Here is a 19,792-nt window from a genome sequence, read left to right as displayed (position 1 = left end):
ATTACATGTTTCCCTTTAGTGAATGAATTGTCTGACTCAAATTATACCGGTTTTGTTTTAGTGCCCGGTAGGCTTCCTCCTGGTCCAGATTGAATAAAACTTTTAAAACAGACTCTGCCCTCTTAATTAGTTTTTCATTAATACACTCCAGATCAGTCATGTAACAACCATGCACTTTACCCATTCTTACCATAACAGAAGTAGAAAGAAAGTTTAATACTTTTTTTGTTGCTGTCCCTGCTTTCATCCGCGTGGAACCAGCCAACACCTCATTTCCCGATCGAAGGGCGATTACGGTATCACAAAAAGATAAGCTTTCTGCAAATTCTTCCTGAATTAGCACACTATAGGCTCCAACCGACCTGGCAAAGCCGAGTGCCGACTGGACATAGTAAGCAGAGCCACTGGCCGATATCCCAACAACAACATCTTTTTCCGACAAGTTGGCATACAACAGGTCTGGGACGCTGCTCGCATCTTCCTCAAAACGGGTTTCAATATCGATGGCGGCATCTGCGATTCCCCCTGCAATGAAGGTTAAAACCTTTTCTCGCGGAAACCCAAATGTGCAGGCAATTTCTACCGTATCGATAGCTGCTAAACGCCCACTCGTTCCCGCTCCTACATAGATCAAACGTCCTCCATCGGCTAACTTCGCAGAAAGTTTCTCTACAACCGTTGCGATGTGTGAAACGGACATTTCCAGATTCAGACCAGCCTCCTGTTCTGCTTGCCACAATAAACGAATAAGATCGGTTGACGACAATTCATCCAGGCACAGCGTTTCTGCATATGGTTTTTCGGTTCCAAAATCAGTATATTCCCGCTGATAGCGTAAGGACTGAGCTTTCTCCTCGCCCATAGCCAGCAGAACACTGCCAATCAAAGGAAGAAGATTTCCCTCTGGAATAAGTTCAACTTCAACCCGCGAACTGGTAAGCAAAGATTCTTTCTTTAATTCGGCCATTAATAATTTAGCAAGCGGAAAGTCAACACTTGTTAAAGCATCGGCTAATCCTCCACCAACCAAAATTTTATCTACTCCATATATAATATGCGCGGTGGAAATAGCTCCTGCCAGATTTTTGATGTACTTTTCCCGAGAAACCTCATGTTCGCTTTTGGTAAAAATATTACACAAGTTTCCTTCATCATCCAACGCAGCCAAAGAAGACGCACTACACAAGTTATCGTAATAGCCATCCGAAGAATAAATGCATCCTAAAAGAGGCAGCGAGAAATTGGGGGTCCAACGTCGACCGTTGCGGGAAACAGAGAATCCAACACCTGTTCCAACAGGCATCACTCCGATAATCTTGTTACCACTCAGATACCCCAAAGAGGCAGCACCAATTGAAGCGGCCTCGGCATCATTGATTACCGTTACATTTACGCCAAAACTATTCTGCAAATAATCCATCCAACCCTGCTCTAAAAGCACCTGAAGATGTTTGGAGGCTGTTAAAAGCCGCGTGCCATGATAATCGACAATCCCCGCAGTTGAGATGCCAATTCCCCGAACACAGTCTCCCTCTTGAAGTAACCTGTTGAATAGTTCATTCAAAGCCCCTATAAAATCATCCGAAGTGGCATCTACTGCCAACCGGCTTCTAACTTTCACTACAGGTAGGGCTTTCATCAATTGAGGCAACGAATGGAATGGCTTGTTCCCATCCCACTCAACAGCCATTCCTTTAAGCCAGCTTCCTCCAATATCGATTCCGAGATAAATATTTCGAGTCATATTAATTGAGTCCTTATTTTTCAATGTTGTTCACGAGTAAAGTCAATATTCCTGCAGTCATTCAATCACTTACCGATCATTAACTCTACCCTTCCATACGACTCAGTTCCACCCTCACATTTCACCACAGCCCTGATGCTACATCCGTTGTTTCCACTCACCTCTGAAGAAATATTGAATCGATAATGATTTTTATGATTTGGTTTTCCTGCAAAGCCTTCGTGCAGATCTGTTGCAACAACTTTCCCATCTGCAATAACGGATACTTCCCGGATATCGAGACGATGGTTACCCCGTGTATAAACAAAGGTTACTCCATTCATCGCTTTCAATTGGGCTACGGTTATTGGCCATTCCACTACCTGCCATTCATCCCCCACGTTGGCCGGTGACCATTCTCCGATAGACTCGCCTGTTGCTTTCTTCACTTCAGGCAGTGGTTCACTCAATGCTTCCTTCAACAATTTAACAGCTGCAGCTACAGGATCGACATACGGTTCAATCTTACTGATACCACTTCCCTCTGCCCATTGTTCTTCCCATGGCACGGAAGCGAATTTTTCACCGTTTTTTAATGACTCCAGCACTTTACGCATTCTTTCGCGGTAGAAATCACGCACCAATCCACTCCATACCCTGCAGGCATAATCATTCACAGGAGGCCCCCATACCGTAATAATCCAACGTGCATTCACCTCATAAAATCTTTTTAGTGCTTCGCCACCACCATGTTTCGTGGTAAATTCCAACCAACGCTCCAAACGGTTTACTGGATGTGATTCCATTAATCGGTCAAGTTCAGTAAGAAGCTCCAAACCTCTCGCGCCGGCACGATCTCCCGTCTCAATATCTCCTTGCTGATAAGCATCCGATGCGACAACAAACCACTCATCAGCTTTTAATCCCAGGCTCAGTGCTGCCCGTTCAATGGCATCGGCTTGATAATTGGCAGAACTGCCCAGTTCTTCGGAACACGATAAAAACTTCAAGGTCGACTCCTGAAACTTAGGGTCATTATTTACACTTCCAATACGACATCGTCCTAACTGCCATCCAAATTGGGGATGAGGAACCAGATTGCTATAGCAGCTTTCGCGCAGCAATTTCCACGACGCATTCATATTAGGAGGACATCCACCATATCTGTTCAGGCTGTATTTATCAAGCCAGCCATCCAAGTCGATTGAATCATTAGACCAGGCCACATCTGCCAAAAGCTCGTAAACCACAGTATTGTTTTCCAAACCTTCGCCTGAAATGGTGAACCCCACCAGGTTCTTTTTATTGGGCGAATGCAACGCACGTGCTGCGCCTGAAGCGTACAGATGTAAATCACCCGTATAGGCTGTTTTCCCTCCCATATTTGGAACAAATCCATACACCCACTGCTTGCCATTGAAACTGTTCATGGGCTCCCAGTTGTTGTTATAATCGTTAGCGTAGTCGAGGATAATCACTTCATCATCCGGTACCCGGCTGAATAAAGCCTCTACTGTCTCGGGATTCCAGATATATCTCTGGTAGGCAAACATCCAACCCTGGATTACCCAAACGGCATCCGGATTACCTGACTTGACCGCCTTATAAGTTTTCTCTCCGTATTCTGCAAGAAGTTCAGTTACCGGCTTATCGCTTTCAGGTAGCTGAAGTTCATTAAAACTATCTACCAGGTAATAGTCTTCTTTACCAAATTCTTTCTGCCATTCTTCCATGAACATTTGGGTTATTGTGGCAAAAAGAGCCTGGTCCGGCCCCAGTAAAACCGGTCGTTTTTCCGGCGGGAAACCAGCATTCCAAAGAGTGGAATGTAACTCAGCTTCCGGATAAAGCCGTGCAACTGCGTTGGGAACAAACCCACCAAACGATTGCACTACTGGAGTCATTCCTAACTCCCGCATGCGTGCCAAAATTTTGTGCTGCAGGGCGATCTGGTCTTCATGCCATTCAGGAGGAAGGTAGCCTCCAAGATCCTGTACACAGCCCATTCGGTGCCAGGGCATGTGAGCCGGGCCTCCATAAAAATCTTCAATTTCCTCATCGGTAAGTCCGAGCCTTTCCCACACTCGTGTGGCTATGGCCTCAGTACCCACTGAAACCATCAACATATTAAATCCATGCATAGATTGCCAGTCGAGTTCCTGCTCCCATCGCTTCCAATCCCAGTAAGGAGTGGTGTAACCCGATGTGACTGCATTATAGGCATGTCGTATTTTAAATGGAGTTACAACTTTCTTAAGCTCTGCATCGGGCCACTCTTTTGGTATACGAAAATGAGGTCCGCTCCAGTCCAACATGCCCAACCCATTATCTTTAAGGTAATCGTACACCCCACGGGTTAGTGAGTTTACACTTGAGCCACACACTGTTAATTTTCCTTTTGAGGCCAAATAAGTGTATTGATCATTCCCTTCTTCTTTGGGCATAAATTCGAGATAAATATGCTCGATATCAGAATTAAGCGTACGTTGAAGTACTTCTTTTGCCGCCCTTACTTCATCTGGCAAGTTTTGATCTGTTTTTGACTGATTACAACCAAATGTTACAATGGCAAACATAACGAATATAAAACCCCTCATAGTTTTCACCCTAAATAAAAATAACTGAATTAATTTTTAACCTGAATTTAGAAATAATCGAATTTGAGGTTAATAAATTTGCTCCGACAATTAAAACATGAAGAAAAATGGACATCTTTATAGATACCCATTCTTCTTCTATCTCAAATTCAATTTATTTAAAAACCAATTTTGTATCGAACAATATAACTCCATTAGTTTAGAGATAATGCAAATCGAACGCTTTCGTGGTCGTATTCTATATTGAATATTTACCCTTTTCAGGAAACATTTCTACAACCACAAATATTCATCCTTTTTACTCTTAACTGCTGCCTTTATTTCAATACAAAGACGTCGGAATATAGACCAATATAAGGGTCATTCGTTTGTGATCGATAATTAATAGTAAACTTCTTGGCTATGGGATCATAACTGTTTACCGCACCAGGCACCATTTCGCCAACTATATTTCCGGCAGCATCATGTTGTGTTACGGTCACGCTGTTGTCTGCATTCACTTTAAGTCTAAGTGAATACCCACCCGTCCATATTGATGCTCCGTGTGATGCTACACAGGTCGTTTCGTCAAAAGAACTCAAGTACACCTCTCTGCTTGTATTGTAAAGATCACCCTGACCATCAAAATGGGTCCCGTCCCAATACATTATACCTGTACACGCATAAGCTCCCTCGTACTGATTAATTACGGGTAGTGGATTTACTTTAACTGTCCAAATTTTAGTGGTTTTCCCGTCGGCTGCAGTTACTTTGTATTTGCGTTCTACCGAAAAGTCACCGGGAACACCTAATTCTGGTGCACCATCAAGTGGTTCTACCTTGGAAGCCGGTGATAATTTAAAATATCCTGCAATATTTTCCAACGAAATAGATCGCCTGATTTCCTGGGTAAAGATTTGGGTGGGTGGCGGAATAGTTGCTGTTACCGTAATAATCGCATTTTCTGATGAAATATCAACGCTACTATTAAGTTTTGTAAAAACCACTGATTCAACACCATTGGCATTCTCTGTTGTATACCTGTGCTCCAAATCAAAAGAAGTGATCTCAACTTCATCATAGAGAGGGAGCTCTTCCAACCCCCAGTTTATGCAGGAAGTTAATGTAGAAACCAATATGGCCAATATATATATATTTTTTTTCATTTTATTAATTTTATGTTAATCATTAATTCCAGTCTGGATTTTGTGTTAGCTTATCATTTTGTCGGATTTCACCGTCAGGTACCGGGAAATACAAACGTTTTGGATATTCAAAATTCATAGAAACAGCCCATGGGCTTTCTATTACATTTACTAATCCATCCCATTGCATATCCAAGCCATGAAGTTTATAACCATCTAATTCCGGTATTGAGTTTGCTTCTTCTGCTTTTGCCCAACGTATTAAAGACCAATAACGGTCATCCTCCTGAACCATTTCAACACGTCGTTCAATTTTGTAGTATTTCCAGAAATCAGCTTCGGAAGCTCCGGCATCCAATGCAGGTAAACCTCCATGAGTTGTACGAGTTTTATTCATATACTCAATAGCCTTTGGAATATTTTTTTTGCGCCCATATGCTTCGGCCTTATTAAGATAGACCTCACCTAACCTGAAGATTGGTTCGGCCCAATCTACCGGATAATTATAAAAAAAGAAGTCTTGTTCATACATCCATTTACGGAACATATATCCTGTTTTTGACATACCCCACGTGCTAAGAGGATTAGAAGTCCAATGTGAATTACCACCCACTCTATAAGTAAAAATTGAATTTCTATATTGTGCCGAATCGTGAACTATCGATTGTTCAAAACGGGCATCACGATTTTGCCACATTAAGCGTGAAGGTTGCCCCTGAAAATCAACACCTGCTTTTTGCGAAACAACCCCGTTTTCATTAAATAGATAAGCATCTACCAATTCCTGTGAAGGCCAACGTTCGGGCCACGCATTAAAGATGTCATCTGGATCAAATTGAGGTATTGCCGTCTCAAGTAACTTTTCACCATTGTATACATTACACAGGTTTGCAAACATTCGTGTATCAATGTAGTTATTATGATCAGCGCCCGCCATAAATACGAAAATTACTTCGGGGGAAGATAGTGTACCGTTATAACTATTGAACATATTACTATAGACAGGATCAAGACTGTAGTTAAACTCTTCAACAGCATCTGCAGCTTCTATTACCTTGTCGTAGTCGGCATCTTGTAATGCCACCATGCTTTCAAAAGCATACGCTGCTGCCTTATTCAATCTACCTGGTGCCGCTGTTTCTCCCAATCCTGAGATGGCAGCTGAAATGTCATCATAAATGAAATCATAGACAGCCCTTTCGTTCGCTCTTGGTAATTGCATCTCATCTTCGGCTGTTAAAACGTTATCGACCAACATTACTCCACCAAATCTTCTAGCCATCCAGTAATACATCATCCCACGCAAAAGGTGGGTTTCGGCCAATAATAGTTTTCTAGAGCTTTCATTAATGGTAGACTCTTCATTCGAAAGCTTATCAATAGCAAGGTTGCACTTACGAATAATTCCATATTTATTCCAACCATAATCGTTTGTATTTTCTATCGACCCACTTTGCTCAGTACTACTTCCACTATTTGGTACGCTGTTATCTGTCCAGGTGTCTGTATTCTGATTTTTATAATGACCTATTACATCAGCATAAATGTCAAAAACAAATCCTTCGGCAAGTGGGCCGTCATTCCACACATCAATTTCCGAGAATTTGTCAAGGGGTTGTTTATTTAACAGGTCTTTTTCACAAGAAGTACTCAGCAGACCCACTATTGCTAGTATTATATATATCTTTTTCATTTAATATTTCTTTTGTAGTTATTAAAATGATACGCGAACTCCAATATTATAAGTTTTTTGTATCGGATATCCATAATTATCACTACTGGCGGTTTCTGGATCGATATAATACTTGTTTAAGGGCGAAATGGTAAACAAGTTAGTTGCACTTAAAAGTAATTTGAAGCTCCCTACGCCATCAACATTTTTTAATAATGTAGATTTTAGGTCATAGCTCAAGGCTAAACTTTTCATACGTATATACCATGCATCTTTTAACCAGTATGAAGAAGTTACAGTGTTATTACTTCCATTAACCCCTGTATTCATACTTGTTCTGGGGAACAAGGAATTTGGATTTTCGGCGGTCCAGGAATCTTGCTGAATTGTGTACAATTTATGGTTAATTTCGCTTTGCCACATGTATCCTAAATAAATCTGCCTGTTACTTGTTCCTTGAAATAGGGCCTCAAGTGCAAAACCCTTGTACCGGGCACCCAAGTTAATACCATACAGAATATGTGGGAAATCACTCTTCCCAATACGAGTAAAATCATCACCATCGATCCTTCCATCACCGTTGAAATCCTGATATTTAAGATCTCCAGGCTTAGTTTCTGTAGAACCTAACCTGTGCGGTGAATTAATAATATCATCAATACTCTGATAATATCCTAAACTGGTATAAGCAGAGGTATAATAATCTTTTTCGTGCGTTTGCCTGGTATAAGGATTTAGTAATGCAGTAGAGTCCTCGGTGTACATTTTTTCCCATAACTGATCATAATAGGATATGTTACCTCCAACATCAATTTTAACTTCACCAATCTGGGTATGGTATTGCATATTCAGCTCAAACCCACCTCTGCGATGTGCAGAATTGGTATTAATCTGAGGTAGTGATTTACCTAATGGAGTAATATAAGTGTCTTTTGGGCTTCCTAAATAACCTGTTGTTCGGTAATAAAACCAATCGAACGAACCTGATACTTTTCCTTCCAAGAATCCAAAATCAACACCCAGGTTCTTTGATTCTCTTTCGTACCATGAAAGGTCGTTGCTAACCAGATTGCCCTCGCGAAAAGCTGCTTCCCAGGTACCATCTACAAAATACCTGTCGGTTACCAAATCATATGCCGATATGTAGGCAAATCTGCCAACACCGGCGGTACTCCCCAGAATACCCCAAGAAGCTCTTAGCTTAAGCGAAGATAGATAAAGCTTTTCCAGAACGGGTTGAATAAATTCTTCCCTGTCTATATTCCAGGCGGCAGACACTGATGGGAAGAAACCATAACGTTTTCCATCCGGAAAGTTATCAGAACCATCATATCTAAAGTTTCCTTCAAGGATATACTTTGAATCAAAATCATATTTCATCCTGCCAATATAACCTACACTTGCTGATTCGCTAGCATTACCATTATTGTCTTTACCAACTGCAGAGCCCGCAAAAAGTTGATCAACAGCAGATGATAAAAAGTCTCTTCGTGATGCACTGAATCCATCATAACGAGATTCGCGCTGCGTATAAACCCCTGTCAATTCAACCGTATGTTTGTCAGCAAAAGTGCGAATATAAGTTGCATGGGCTTCAACATCGTACATATATGTTCTGGCTGATGATTGCGATAAACTTGCTTTTCCTAAATCTTCAGGAGTATTATCCCAAAGATATGTTTGTGCGCGATATTGTTGATTGGCATTCCAATTCTTATAAAAACTATTTACCAACTGATAATTGCCTAGAGCCTTAAAACTTAAGCCTTCAACCCCCGGGACATTCCAAACGAATTCCAAACGACCATTTACTCTGTTATTTTCGTCGTGCACATAACCGGCACCTTCTGCAGACTCGGCAAGTGGATTTTGCCCCGAATTATAATTTCCGTCCGGATTATAAAAATTGTAGAACCCACCAACATTTCTTACATGGCTCCATATTTCTCCAGTACCCATCGGAGGTTCTGTTCTTACACTTCTTTGAAGCGAAACATTCCCGTTTACTTTTAATCCAATCTCTTTAAAGTTTTGACTGATATTTGATCTAAAGGAGTATCTGTTTAACCCATGGTTATTAGCCTTGTAAATATTATCCTGACCAAAATAATCGAGAGACATGTATATATTTGTTTGATTGATTGTTCCATTTAAACCAATATTATGCCTGCGTTGTCCTGAGAAGTCTTTTGCTACTACACCAAATGGGTTTTGATTTGGATACCTCTCCGGGTCAAGATTGTTTTTCATGATGTCTAGAATATCATCACTTATAACCTGTGGCAATCCATCGTTATACGCAGCCTCATTTTTCAAGATCGCATTTTCATACGCTGTCATATACTCAGGAATCAGAGTGGGTTGTTGCATTGAAAAGTCACCACTATATGTTAAAGTAATTTTCTCGGAACTTCCTCTCCTTGTTGATATTAGCACAACCCCATTGGCTGAATTAAAACCATAAACCGCGGCAGCAGCAGCATCCTTAAGCATTGATATAGATTCAATATCTCCAGGAGGAAGCATTGAAAATTCATCTTTTGATGCTCTAATTCCGTCAATCACATAAATGGGTTCGCCACCACCTCGAAGTGAAATTGTTGGTAAAGAACCTGGTTCACCTCCATTATCACGAATAAATAAACCAGGAGTTCGACCAGCTAATCCACTAACAACTGATGTGTATGGAGCATCAGCTATTGCCTCTGTTGTAATTGTCGAAATTGAACTTGACATTTTCCGTTTAGTTGTTGTACCGTAGCCAATTGCCACCACTTCATCAATGCCGATCGCATCAGTTTGCAACGTTATATCTATAGTAGTCTGACTTTCAACTGCAACTTCCTGCGTAAGCATTCCAACAAAAGAAAACTGCAAGACGGCATTCTCAGGAACATTGGTTAATTGGTAGTTACCTTCTGAATTAGTAACTGTCCCCTGAATAGTACCTTTCACAAGAACCGTAACACCAGGAAGAGGTTCTCCAATTTTGTCTTTTACTGTTCCTGAGATAGATTTTTGTTGTTGTAGAATATTTTTGGAGTCTCCTTTTGAATTCTTTGAGCGCACCAAAATCAAGTTGTCTTTTACCTCCCAGGTTAAATTGGTATCGTCTAATAATTCATGTAAAATATCAGATAACTCTTTATTCTCTGTTCTTATCGATACTTTTTTCAACAGATCCTCCTGAGCATTGTCATAGAAAAAACGATAGGAACTTACATTCTCAATTTGTTCAAATACATCGAAAATAGTGGTGTTCTTGAGTTTCAAATCGAGCTTTCCGGTTTGCGAATAGCTATTTGCTGAAATTTGCATAATACTAATCAAAATAAACAGTGTCGTTAACTTCGTCATAAGCATTATTTTTCTCAATGAAGGGCAAACATACCTTTCCCCCTGTAATCTAATTTTTTTCATACATTTGTAGTGTTAAGTTTATGAATATACCCGGTTTATGGTATATTCTTTTTAATGAATAAGAAACGTAATGTTTCGGTGAAAGGCGGGAGATGTTGACGCATTTTCCGCCTTTTTTTCATAAGTTTTTGTTACATAGGCAATACCATTTTATTTATATTTGATATATAGTTTATTTTTCTCATAGCGGTATACTATTGGTTCTATCGATGTACTTTTTATAGCTTCGATAAACGTAAAGATATTATCGTTAACACTGATGGTACCACTAAACCTCTTTTGTTTTAATTCGTCATCTTCAAAAACAAGTTGAGTATTAAATATCCTGTCAATTTTTAACGCAAGGTCTTCCATAGTTTCGTTTCTAAACTGGTAAATACCTTTATGCCAGTAGTCGTAAAAACCATCAGGGACTCTTGATTCATAAAGCTTCCCTGTGGTTTTATCCCAAACTAAACTATGAGATGGCTTCACAACGTACGAATGGAAGCCACCTTTGTTATTTGCAATTTCAAATTGAATTCTACCTTCCACCAAGTCAGTACGAACCTCATTATCGTCGGGGTAAGCTGTTACGGAGAAATGTGTTCCCAATACTCTGATACGGTTTTCTCCAATATTTACAACAAAGGGTTTCCTCGGATTATGAGTCACTTCAAAATAAGCTTCTCCTTCAACTTCGAGTTCTCTGGTTCTTCCTATAAACTCAGATGGAAATTTTATTGAAGAATTATTGGACAACCAAACTTTAGTTCCATCGGGTAGATTAAAAGTAGAACGGCTTCCTTTGGGAACCGAAATCTCTTGGTAAACTATCTCTCTCGTGGGACTAAAAATATTGTCAATAACCAAAACAGATGCCATCAAAAGAAACAGAATCCCTGCGACCCGAAGTATATAATAAACAAAGGGGCTTTCTGTTTTTCTTTTTTCAAATTGCTTTTTACGATACAGATATTTTCTATAAATAGAAGTATTATCATGAGTATCACGAGAATTGTATTGCCAAATCTGCTGCAGACGATCGTACACATTCTTGTTTTGCTTATCTTCTAATAACCATTCTTCTACAGATGCGTTTTCGGCATTATTAAATTCGCCGGTTATTTTATTTGTAATACTTTCCCAGATTTTCTCGTTATCCATTCAAATAGCTCTTATAACTCTTATGACAGGAGAATTATTAAAATCTCCTAAAAGCAGCCTTAAAAAAGCTATATTTATTGAATAGAGGGTGTAAACAATTGAAACAGTATAATAAAACGGTCGTCGTCTCCCTGCTCTTTAAGATAATTCCTGATAGTATCTCCTATTTTTTTCATCGCAATGCTGAGTTGATGATTTATAGTTTTTACCGAAATATCAAGGAGTGCACCAATTTCTTTATACTTCATTTGCTCCACCTTAGCCATTTTATAAATGATTCTACATCTTGGAGGCAAATCTTCAATTGCTTTTTCAATAAAGACTTTCAGTTCTTTATTAATAAGTTCTGTTTCAGGACAAATGAGATCAATACCAAGGTCAACTTCCACATCTTCCAGAGAAATTGCTTTTTTGCGTTTTGCCTCATCCAGATAATTAAGCGAAGTATTGTATGTAGCCTTAAAAAGGTAAGCTTTAATATTTTCGATATTAATCAGTTCAGTGCGGTTTAGCCACACCTTAAAAAAAACATCAGAAACAGCCTCTTCTGCTATCGACTTATTCTTAATAAAAGAAAATGAAAACTGATAAAGCCGCACGGCAAACAGATCAAAAAATTGTTTGAATGCACGTTCATCATCCTCGTTTGCAATACGTCTTACCAGTAGTTTTATGTCCTGGTCTATTTTCAAGTTAGTTTTTTGAGTTTGTCAAAATTAGTCATTTTTTGAATTATAACTAATACGATCCATGATTATCAATTTTATTAGTTATATAGATATCAATACTCACATTAACAAAAGTCAGTCTATTATCCTGTTACAAAAATCTGCCTTTTGAAAATTCTGGTACAAAATTCCTGAATTACAATCGCACCATAGATGGCAAAGATGATTAAATCCAGTATTGTCCATAATATATTTCTTCCAGACTCTTAAATTTCTTTATTACAGTAAGGCCGAAAGTTTCTGTTATTCCAGTCCCACCTGGCTCGTTGGAAAATTACTTACGCGAAACCTTTCATTTTTAAAGTTAGACTTGAAAAATAGAAATATTATACGATCTTTTTCATGCCATCAGTTTTTTGATTATACCTTAAACTGAAAACTCATCCAAAATGAACGGCCATAGCCGTCAACACCCGAGCCATGAATCCGGTACGCCTTATTTAATATATTTTGTAACCCGACATTTACCGAAATTTTATCCCAGGTATATCCGGTTTTAAAATTCAATATGCTCCACCCAGGCGTTCCTCCTTCCGGAATGCGGTGATCGTCAATATCGCCAGACGAGAGTCGGTCCTGTGGGCTTGCGAATAATAATTCGGTTTCGCCAAAAATTCCGGCTTGAGAATATTGCAATGCCAGCTTTCCGTTTAACGGAGGAATTCGGCGCATTGGTTCGTCGTTTTCAAGATCTTTGCCATATAGCCAAGTGAGGTTATTGATAATTGCCAGTCGCCTGTTCAGCTGAAATCCCGATTCAAATTCAAGACCCACAATATTCGACTTTGCCACATTTGCTTTTTTATAAACGCGCTCGCCATCAATGAACTCCTCTCCTTTATATGTGGATTCCACGCGTACAATCTGGTCTTTTAAGCGCGTGTTAAATGCGGTGAATGCCATTGAAAATTGTTCTGCCGATTTTTTATAGCCACCTTCCACAGTAAATGTTTTTTCGGGAGAAAGATCTGACGAAGGAATTTCAATTCCGTAATCGAACGAGCCAAAAGTACTGATATCGTTAATATTTGGAGCCCTAAAGGCCGAGTGCGCAGAAACAATAAACTGCTGAGTTGGAGAGGAAAAATACTGGAGCGAGATGTTTCCGACCAGCGAATTGGGTTTAAGTTTGATTTCGCCAAATTCGTTATCGCTTGATCGTATTTGAAAAGTATTGAACCGGCCACCAAAGTTTAACTGCAAGTTTTTATGTTTTATGGAATGCTGGCTAAACAAACCGAAGTTCTGCATGCCTGAACCGTCGGGGTAAAGTCCGCGTGAAGGAGTTTGGCTACCAGTCGCCAAATCAGTGGTTGTTTTCCCCGACTCAACTTTGTCGGCATAAAATTCAGCGCCCGAAATTGCCTCCCAGTTTTTTTGTATCAGCGAGTTGCATTCCAGCAAAATTCCGTTGGTTTTAATCAAATCGCTTTCCTGAGTGAAAATGGTAGAATTTTCCTTTTGTTTTTTTCGGGTTTCATCTGAAAGTTGGTTTGAAAGCGTAAGCTTTACTTTTCGGAACCAATTATTTTCACTGTAGCGTTCTACTTTAACATATGCAAGCCGGTGAATCTGTGGGTCGTAACGATACAACAGATAGCCGCGTTGCGCCACCTGATCATAGCGTCCAACATTGTTTTGCCTGAGGTACTGTAATGCCGATGTTATTTGCCAATTTTCTGAAAACCTCGCTTTGGCTTTCAGGTTGAATCCATTTTCATCGTAGGCAGAAGGACGTTCGTAGTTCAAGGAGCCGCCTGCATAAATATCACCAAAGTCTTTGTAGTTCGCGCTTCCCGAAATGGCAAAATTTTTCGTTTCATAAAGCACTTCACCTAAGCCTGATTTTTCCATGCCTTTGTTCATGTACTTCAGCTGCCCCCGGCTGCCAAAACACGATTGCCCGGATGTATACTGAGGAGTTCGTGTGAGTACATTTATTACCCCGCCCAAGGCATCGCTGCCATACATTACTGAACCTTTTCCGCGAATAACTTCCACCCTATCGACCGAAAAAACATCGATGGTATTAAAATACTGATTGGGACCATAACGAAAGATGGCATTGTTCAAACGTATTCCGTCAATCAGCAAGAGGGTTTGATTTCCTGTTAGTCCACGTACAAACGGAGAGCCACCTCCATGATTGGTTTTTTGCATCCAAACACCGGTAGCACCAATTAATGCTTCCGCCATAGAACGGGGAGCATTGTTTTTTAATTCCTGCCCGGTAATTACAGAAACCGCGTCAGGCGTCTGAAACGACAAACGTTCGTTTCCGGTGGCTGTAACTACAATGCTTTTGTTTAACTGAATTGATGCAGGACGCAGTTGAATGCTGAGTCTTTTATTTTCATCCCGGTCGACTTCAACCTCCTGTGTTTCGAACCCGACACACGAAATCAGCAACCTTGCGTTTTGTTTTTCAGGAAGCGAGAGTAAAAAAAGTCCCCCGCTGTCGGAAACAGTTCCCTGCGCTGAATTTTTTACCAAAACATTTACATGTGCAAGTGGTTTGTTGGTTTCAGCATTTACAATACTACCTTCAATTACCTGCGAAAAAAGCTGCATTGTAGAAAATGCAGCTAATATTGTTAGGAAAATTTTCTTCATTTTAATCTTACTTTTCCCGGTTCTCAAGTCGGTCTTCATCTCTTTCCTTGCTTTCACGAATCATGTCATCTTTATTGTCCATCTCAGGTGCCTCTTCCAGCGCTTTCCAGTCAAAGTTTTCATCAAAAGGATCAAGTGCTTTCTGTGGCTCAAAAATGCGTGAATCAACCGCGATGGCATTGTAGGGAGCGTAGTTTGGCTTATCGGTAAAAAAATCGTGTAGATCGTTGGCTCCGGCATCGTATTGGTTGAGATAAGGCATTTCAAGGATATTCCAGAAGGTTTTAAAAATGCTTCCGAAACTGTAATGCATATGACTTACGTAGTCTCGTTTTACCCATGGCGAAACCAGCATCAGAACACTGCGGTGTGCATCCACATGGTCAACACCGTTTTGTGCATCGTCTTCCGTAATTACAATCAGCATGTTTTCCCAGTAAGGTGTGTGCGAGAGAAATTCCACAATTCTACCCACGGCCAAATCGTTATCGGCCATATAACTTTCGCGGAAAGGATATCCCGCATCCGGACGTTCGCCTGCACCATGATCATTCGGGATAATTACGGTGAGGAACGATGGCATTGTTCCATTTCCGTTCATCCATTTTTTGTTGAATTCTTTTTTGAACTGATCGATTCTGAACTGATCGGGAATGGCCGTATTGTAGGTTGGATATTGTTTCGATGTTCTGTCCCAGATAGGTTTTGGCAAAGGATAATTGACATAATGCCTGATTCCTTCGTATTTAAACTTTTCACTATATAATCCGGGTTCAAACATGATACTGAATCCGAAGTTAAAGAAGTCGATGTTGTTGCGTTCAAGGTGATCCCACATGGAACCGGCTTCGTTGTAATCTTCCGGATAAATGGCCCCGGCTGCGCCATTCATGCCATATATTCCAGGAGCTTTCGAGTTGAATTTGAAACTTCGGTTCCCGCCGTAACTGGCGGCAGTACAGGTTTCGCACCATTCGTTTGGGTAGGTATTTACCAGCCAGCGGTGGCCATCGGCTGAAACATCAGAGTCGACATAGAAATTATCTGAAATGGCGAAATCGTTTGCAAGTTTCAGGTGGTTTACCATTACATCGGCATTTTCAACAGTAACTGTTCTTTTATTGTTACTAAATGAAACTCCTTTGCCATATCGAGCCAACATAGGGTCGCCTTCACCTTTTTCAACCTGTCCGAAAACTTCGTCGTAAGTACGGTTTTCTTTTGATATGAATACAATGTGTTTTATCGGAGATTTTTTTTCGCCGGGATAAAGCGGTATCGGATTATTTCTTCGCGTTGCAAATTTTCCTGACGATGCCTTGTCGAAACTAAAATTGTTGGCTATTACCTGTTTCGTATATTCTTGTAATTGATTATCCGACGGGATATCCAATACCTGAACACTCCCTTTCATCAGAGATCCAATATAACTTCCTTCGAGGCCACGATTAAACGTTTCGCCACCGTTCGGTCCGCTACCAAAACCCTTTGCATTGGTAACAATCAATTTTTCCCCGTTGTTACTTACCTCCACTTTGGCCGGAAACCATCCGGTTGGGATGTAGCCAGTTACATCGAGTTTTTGAGCATCAATTACTGCTATGGCATTAATACCAGAACAAGCTACAAACAATTGTTTTTTGTCGGGCGAAAGCGCCAAGCCAAATGGAATGACACCACGGAATTGCTGTACACGTTTATCCGGTTTCAGATAAATGGTATTAACTACGGTGTCTTTCTCGATCGAGATAACCGAAATGTTGTCATTTGTTCCATTGGTAACAAAAACATAATCATCGGTAGCAACCAGCGAATTGGGGCTTGCACCTCCAACGGCAGGAATGTCTTCAACCAAAGCTCCAACCAAGTTACCTGTTTTTGTTTTGGCAATCACTTCAGGCTGGTCGGGATTTTCAATACTAACCGTAAAAACAGAAAAAGCTTCCGGAGCATTCATTTCTCCCAGACCCGGAACTGAAACACTGTCGTTTTTAAGGCCTTCAATCATCTCCTTGCTTCCATAAGCAAAAGCCGGATATTTCAGTGCCTTTTCATTCGCATTCTCGTTGGTAATTCCATCAATCAAATTGTATTGAAACATACCCACATTGGCAACATACACTTTCTTTTCGTCGGGCGAAAGGCAAATTCCAAACGGATATCGGCCAACCGGAATGCTGTGTTCCAGTGTGTTTGTTTTGGTATCAACTATCACCATCCGGAATCCGATTTGATCAACAGCATACAACTTCTTACCGTCTTTTGAGAGTACTAAATCGCCAATGTATCCATGCGTATAATCTGCATCTCCCGATTGAACAGAGCAGTCGATAAATCCCTGCTTCTCCCCTGTTATTACATCGAAAATGAAAATTTTGTTTTCCTGTCCGCCGGCTACGTAAACCTCACTGTTATCATTCGAAATTGCCAGACCCATAAAAACCGAAGCCAGCACTCCCCTGTCGGTAGATGGGCCGGGAGGAACCTGCTGCACCTCAGGATTTTCGGAAAGAATATCGCGAATAAAAGTTATTGAAAGTGGATTGGTTCCGGAGTTCGCCGTTACTGCAGTGTTGCCATCAGGACTTAAAGTAAGACCATAAGGATGCGGCGCAACCTCTATACTCTTACCTGCCGGTGTGAGCAGCCGTCCGTTGGGAATAACCGTTGTACCGGTTTTATCGATACTGGTAAACTGATTACCTGAAGGCGAGGTAACTATCCATGGATCAACTTTCGTGTTTTGTGTACAGGCAACAAGAAAAACCAAGGCAAAAAATGCCATTCTTTTCAAAATCATAGGTGTTGATTTTTAATTATTTACAAAAATATGATAATGCACAAAAATCAAATAAAAATTCTCTTATTTCCCCCAACCTAGATCAAGGTATTCCAAGTCAACATCGGCACCTTTAATAATAACTTTTAATAGTCGAAACTTAAAAATTTATATGCTTTTGAGCATGCATCAATTTAAGGTTCTCCCCCTCAAACGTCAGAAAATTTTCCATAAAATTAAGTTTAGTTTTTGGAGAGAACATCATCCCAATCGCCATACATATTATTTGGCAACACAATAAATTTGTCGCCGAAAGAAGACGCGCGGTTCTTTGTCCGCTCAGTCATTTCAGTTCTATCTAAATGATCAAAATAACTACTAAAATCTCCCATCTTGTCGCCAAGATACAAAACAACTTCACAATCTTCACCAATACTTAACCGTCTTGATTCTTTACTGTTATCTTTCAAATTCATTAGGAATACGTGTTCTTTGTCAGCATAAGGAAATCCCCATTTTTCAAGATTTTTAATTGTCGGCAGTAATTCTACTTCCAAACGGTTGCTGATATAATAAATGGTAACGCCCTTTTTGTCGGCATATTTCAAGAAATGACTGGCACCCGGAATCGTATCGCATTTTATTTCAGCAGTCCATTCAACCCAGGTAGAATCGCTATATACTTTTCCTTCCCGGGCAAGATTGATAAAATATGGACTGTTATCAAGAACAGTTTCATCAATATCCGTAACAATAACCAACTGTCTTCCTGAATCATTTTGCAGTTTTTCATCTAAGCGCAGGCGGGCAATATTGTATGCCTGATAACAGAGCGCTTTGTATTCGGCTGCTTGCTGTTGATATAATGCGCCCCATGCCTGTCCTGTAGGCTGAAGTTGTAGTTCTGAAAGTGGTTGAGCCTGATGCTTGCATGCTACACAACCAAGTAAAAAGATGATAATAAATATATTTATGATAGATATTTTCATTTATAATTATTTTAATGAATATGATACTAATGTTTTTAGTCAATAAGTTATGTTCCTACAAAGTAAAAGTAAAACGAGAAAACGGAACGCTAACGATTGTAGTTTTCGACAGATAACCTTTATCAATCAGGCTATTTTGCTTCCCAGCCATAATCGACATATTCCCAGCCGAAATCATCACCATTGATGCTGACCTTTAAATAGCCCTCTTCTGTTCCATGGTAATCACCGCCCCACCAACTGGCGGAAACTGCACCTGCGGTAATAAATTGCACTCCTTTTACTTTAATTTCTTCGTATAAATGCATGTCCCCTGCAATACCAGTTTAAGATTTTTCCCATCAAACATATCCCAGATTTCTTTAAAATTAGAAAAGGTATCGGCGCTTGTATATTTCCCGTCTAATGCCGGATAATAAACGGATAAAAAAGGAACGTGTGTTGCAATAACAATTGGTGTTTTAGCATCAATATTTTCCAAATCACTGCTAAGCCATTGTTTTTGTTCTTCATCGACAACAGAGTTGGCAGTATTCAAAACAATAAAGTGCCAACCTTTATGATCGAAAGAATAGTAGCTCTTATTTACATATTTTTCAAACAAGCCATCGTTATACAATTGATCATCATTGGGGCATCCCCAAAATCTGTCGTGGTTACCTATGGCTGCATAATAATCAACTCCGGCATTGTGGATAATTCTCGCATATTTTGAATATAGTGTGTGAGCAATTTGCGCGTCTTCTGTTTTGATGGCATCAATATCAACGTTGTCGCCGCCGGTCATAATAAAATCAACCTTTTGTTTTTTTGCATCTGCGATTGCTTTTTCTATACCCTGGAATCCGCCATGATTCTTTTCAAGATGGTTCTTATTCAGGTGAATATCTGTAAAAAAAGCAAAACTGAATTTTTTGTCGTTCTTTTTTGATGCGAACATTTGCATAGTAAGCAGTAATGCAAATGCCATTAAAAAGAATTTGGTCTTCATTTCGTTCATT

12 protein-coding genes are annotated in these 19,792 nt (G+C 40.0%); all 12 read right to left on the bottom strand.

The features are described from left to right. Position 1: 1 nt before the first annotated feature. A complete protein-coding gene (locus D1614_RS02680) occupies positions 2–1,744 on the bottom strand; it encodes an N-acetylmuramic acid 6-phosphate etherase (protein ID WP_119436314.1) in 1,743 nt (580 codons plus the stop codon). 65 nt (positions 1,745–1,809) lie between these two features. Next, positions 1,810–4,248 (bottom strand): alpha-N-acetylglucosaminidase, encoded by a 2,439-nt coding sequence (locus D1614_RS02675; protein WP_162304387.1) that lies wholly within the window; start codon positions 4,246–4,248, stop codon positions 1,810–1,812. Between the two features lie 389 nt (positions 4,249–4,637). Next, positions 4,638–5,465, bottom strand: a complete 828-nt coding sequence (locus D1614_RS02670) for a DUF5018-related domain-containing protein (protein ID WP_119436312.1) — start codon at positions 5,463–5,465, stop codon at positions 4,638–4,640. 22 nt (positions 5,466–5,487) lie between these two features. Next, positions 5,488–7,137, bottom strand: coding sequence for a RagB/SusD family nutrient uptake outer membrane protein (locus D1614_RS02665; protein ID WP_119436311.1), 1,650 nt, complete (start codon positions 7,135–7,137; stop codon positions 5,488–5,490). Between the two features lie 21 nt (positions 7,138–7,158). After that, positions 7,159–10,536 (bottom strand): TonB-dependent receptor, encoded by a 3,378-nt coding sequence (locus D1614_RS02660; protein WP_119436310.1) that lies wholly within the window; start codon positions 10,534–10,536, stop codon positions 7,159–7,161. A gap of 150 nt (positions 10,537–10,686) precedes the next feature. Beyond that, positions 10,687–11,682, bottom strand: coding sequence for a FecR family protein (locus tag D1614_RS02655; RefSeq protein ID WP_119436309.1), 996 nt, complete (start codon positions 11,680–11,682; stop codon positions 10,687–10,689). A 74-nt stretch (positions 11,683–11,756) separates the two neighbouring features. Next, positions 11,757–12,374, bottom strand: coding sequence for an RNA polymerase sigma-70 factor (locus tag D1614_RS02650; protein WP_119436308.1), 618 nt, complete (start codon positions 12,372–12,374; stop codon positions 11,757–11,759). Between the two features lie 396 nt (positions 12,375–12,770). Beyond that, entirely contained in the window at positions 12,771–15,023 is a 2,253-nt protein-coding gene (locus D1614_RS02645) for a TonB-dependent receptor (protein ID WP_162304386.1), read from the bottom strand. 7 nt (positions 15,024–15,030) lie between these two features. Then, positions 15,031–17,823 (bottom strand): bifunctional YncE family protein/alkaline phosphatase family protein, encoded by a 2,793-nt coding sequence (locus tag D1614_RS02640; protein ID WP_206609908.1) that lies wholly within the window; start codon positions 17,821–17,823, stop codon positions 15,031–15,033. Positions 17,824–18,044: 221 nt separating this feature from the next. Then, positions 18,045–18,791, bottom strand: a complete 747-nt coding sequence (locus D1614_RS02635) for a 5'-nucleotidase, lipoprotein e(P4) family (RefSeq protein ID WP_119436306.1) — start codon at positions 18,789–18,791, stop codon at positions 18,045–18,047. Between the two features lie 131 nt (positions 18,792–18,922). Further along, positions 18,923–19,066 (bottom strand): hypothetical protein, encoded by a 144-nt coding sequence (locus D1614_RS25620; protein ID WP_155523329.1) that lies wholly within the window; start codon positions 19,064–19,066, stop codon positions 18,923–18,925. A 5-nt stretch (positions 19,067–19,071) separates the two neighbouring features. Then, positions 19,072–19,782 (bottom strand): metallophosphoesterase family protein, encoded by a 711-nt coding sequence (locus D1614_RS02630; protein ID WP_162304385.1) that lies wholly within the window; start codon positions 19,780–19,782, stop codon positions 19,072–19,074. Positions 19,783–19,792: the final 10 nt, after the last annotated feature.

The organism is Maribellus luteus, assembly GCF_003576475.1.
In the GTDB taxonomy this organism is placed as follows: domain Bacteria; phylum Bacteroidota; class Bacteroidia; order Bacteroidales; family Prolixibacteraceae; genus Draconibacterium; species Draconibacterium luteum.
This window is presented reverse-complemented; position numbering and strand designations above follow the sequence as displayed.